This window comes from Prosthecobacter debontii (assembly GCF_900167535.1).
Lineage (GTDB): Bacteria > Verrucomicrobiota > Verrucomicrobiia > Verrucomicrobiales > Verrucomicrobiaceae > Prosthecobacter > Prosthecobacter debontii.
Genome location: NZ_FUYE01000046.1, coordinates 1 through 1,950, shown reverse-complemented (window position 1 = coordinate 1,950; position 1,950 = coordinate 1). Strand labels below are relative to the sequence as shown.

The 1,950-nt window shown below is 54.9% G+C and carries 4 protein-coding genes; 2 read left to right on the top strand and 2 right to left on the bottom strand.

Annotation, left to right across the window (positions count from 1 at the left end; translation table 11 throughout):
- Positions 1-171 precede the first annotated feature (171 nt).
- Both B5D61_RS25460 and B5D61_RS25455 read left to right on the top strand, forming a co-directional pair.
- A complete protein-coding gene (locus B5D61_RS25460; RefSeq protein WP_078816239.1) occupies positions 172-405 on the top strand; it encodes a hypothetical protein in 234 nt (77 codons plus the stop codon).
- Between the two features lie 131 nt (positions 406-536).
- Positions 537-845 carry a hypothetical protein gene (locus tag B5D61_RS25455; protein WP_078816238.1) on the top strand — a complete coding sequence of 103 codons (309 nt, stop codon included), beginning with the start codon at positions 537-539 and terminating at the stop codon, positions 843-845.
- Between the two features lie 125 nt (positions 846-970).
- On the opposite strand, the gene B5D61_RS25450 is transcribed toward B5D61_RS25455, so the two are convergent.
- Positions 971-1,435 carry an SMI1/KNR4 family protein gene (locus B5D61_RS25450; protein ID WP_078816237.1) on the bottom strand — a complete coding sequence of 155 codons (465 nt, stop codon included), beginning with the start codon at positions 1,433-1,435 and terminating at the stop codon, positions 971-973.
- Positions 1,435-1,701: an HNH/ENDO VII family nuclease gene (locus B5D61_RS27280; protein WP_425440083.1), complete on the bottom strand. Its 267-nt coding sequence runs from the start codon at positions 1,699-1,701 to the stop codon at positions 1,435-1,437. The genes B5D61_RS25450 and B5D61_RS27280 overlap by 1 nt, the downstream gene beginning before the upstream one ends.
- Between the last annotated feature and the right edge of the window lie 249 nt (positions 1,702-1,950).

Genomic DNA, 1,950 nt, shown 5'->3' with positions numbered 1-1,950 from the left:
TGCGCCGCCACATCCGCACCCAAAAGCGCCACCAGATCCGAGGCCGTCGTGGTCACTTGCGGATTAGCTCCACCGCCATGGAACGCCATAACCTGCCGAGCTAGCAGCACATTTGCACCTCCCCCATTGACGGTGATCCGTGCCCCGATCGTCTCATGGGCATTGAGATAAGTGCGCACCTGGATCACTGAGCGCTGGTATGCCCTCGCTCACAACGGCGACAAGCACCTGGGTTCCGCCGCCTGCGAACTCAAGCCCATCAAGCATCATGGAGGGTTCATCAACTATCTGGCCTCCTACCTCGGCAAGTCCGACCAGACCCGACCGGGCGACTTCACCGGACGCTACTGGGGCACTTTTGCCAGGGCCCGCCTTCCCGTCGGTGACTTCACACTCTGGAACTGACTCCGCAGCAGTGAGTCCGCATCCGCCGCCTGGCCCGCAAGAAGTTCGAAAACGACGTCAACCAACGCCGCTGGTCCCTGTTCTTCAAGGACGTCAACCCGCGCAAGCCTGCCCCAGGCCCCGAGCATGGCATGGTCCCCACCGGGGCCAAGATCTTCGGCAACCGCCTGTTTTGGGGACAGCTCAAGAGCGCCTTCCACGGCGGTTCACGCAGACTCCGCTCCTGGCACTGGATGCCCCACGAGGAGATCGAGCACGAAGGCTGCACCTACCGCGCTCTCCCCGGCTACGCCTTCGGCGTCACCTCCACCGCCATCGTTCACAGGTTCAGACCTCCCACCCGCTACAAGGCCAGACACCTCGACAGTTTGAAGCTCATCTGTGACGCGACAGCGTTTATTCAGGCCATCGAACGTGGTATTCAGCAAGGCTTGATCTGATCAAACCTCTTGTTAGACCTGACTCCGCCGCAGCGCGGCGGATGGCTTGAAGACCCTCTATACCTCGTCCCATGACCAATTCACTGGATTGGATGCCCTGGAGGGTTTGCAGGGTGACGTGCCTGCTAGGAGCTGTCACTGTTTTGTTTTTCAATAAGATTGAGAATGGATTCGAACCAAACACCGAACGACTTGGCGAGAATTTCGTAACTTTGATTCTTACCAGCCTCATGATTCCAAATCACAATGGCGAACTCACCGTTCGTCGTGGGCTTATTCAAGTCCAGGCAGTCATAGTTTCCGAATCCATCACCACGAAGTGGTAACAAATGGGTCGGAAGGCTATTTGAGCGTTCTCTTAGACGTTTCGTTAATTTTACGATATCGAGATGATCGGGACCGCCTAACCCAATAAACTCCTCTGAATCTACGCCGCCAGAACCAAATTGCGCTAAAAACTCACGGTACTCCGGAGGAAAAGTGAAGCCAAATTCATTTTCAGCATCTGTTATTACCTGTTCAGATACCGATCCAGAAAATTCGACTTCGCCAAATTCTCCTAATCGCGTCTTAATGTTTTCGATATTCATTATTCTTGACCGTTAAGTGTTCGTGCCCGCCCCCTCCAGTAGCGAGTCCGTTCACCGCTGAACTTTACTCTGTCAATCTGTGAAGGGCTAATTGGATGAGGAACCGTATCATGAGTAGTTGAGGTCATTTCATCCAATGGACCTGCTGGGTTTTGGTTACGGTGATGTAGTTCTACTGGCAGTCCATCATTTCCGATCGGGGGTTTTCCTCTCTCTATCCGTGCGAGATTTTCCTGCGTAGGCTCCCAAGCCCCAGACTCTTTCATGCCTGGCGCAGGATCTGTTGGTCTGGGGCTTTCACCTCGACCTCCTACTCGACGATCTTGTGGGTAAGGCGACATCGTTTGCCCCGGCTTTGCACCATCTACTGCATCATCAGCCAAGGCCGCTGCCTTACCCACAGTCACTTTCGCAGAACTGCCCCCAATATCATCGGCATGCTTGACGACGGCTTCGACCGCGTCATCTCCCCTTTTCGCAAATGCTTTACCCAGCCTGCCAACGATGGTCTTCCC

Coding starts and splice junctions, on each gene's coding strand:
- B5D61_RS25450 (WP_078816237.1), bottom strand. CDS start 1,435: ATGAATATCGAAAACATTAAGACGCGATTAGGAGAATTTGGCGAAGTC.
- B5D61_RS27280 (WP_425440083.1), bottom strand. CDS start 1,701: ATGAAAGAGTCTGGGGCTTGGGAGCCTACGCAGGAAAATCTCGCACGG.
- B5D61_RS25455 (WP_078816238.1), top strand. CDS start 537: ATGGTCCCCACCGGGGCCAAGATCTTCGGCAACCGCCTGTTTTGGGGA.